Below are 327 nucleotides of genomic sequence, written 5' to 3'. Positions count from 1 at the left end.
AGGCGTTAGGCCCCGATGGGAGCATTCGATCATTCCGAGGTAACGCTTCGATTCTTCGGCGACGATCTGGTACCCGAGGAGGTGAGCGCATTGCTCGGCGCAAGCCCGACAGTGTCGTATCAGAAGGGCCAGGAACTAGTGGGCCGAAACACTGGGGCCGTGCGGATTGCCAAGACTGGGAGCTGGAGACTTCGCGCAACGCGTCGCGAGCCGGAAGACGTTGAGTCCCAGGTCTTTGAGATTCTCGACCAACTTCCCCAGGATCCAGGGGTCTGGGCGGTCCTTGCGTCTCGCTATGAACTTGATCTGTTCTGCGGCATATTTATG

Annotated in this window: 1 protein-coding gene; it reads left to right on the top strand. The window is 58.7% G+C overall.

The window, feature by feature from the left end:
* Positions 1-15: 15 nt before the first annotated feature.
* The coding region (locus N787_RS14825) for a DUF4279 domain-containing protein (RefSeq protein WP_084590806.1) at positions 16-327 on the top strand (312 nt) is incomplete at its 3' end.

This window comes from Arenimonas metalli CF5-1, assembly GCF_000747155.1.
In the GTDB taxonomy this organism is placed as follows: Bacteria; Pseudomonadota; Gammaproteobacteria; order Xanthomonadales; family Xanthomonadaceae; genus Arenimonas; species Arenimonas metalli.
This window is presented reverse-complemented; position numbering and strand designations above follow the sequence as displayed.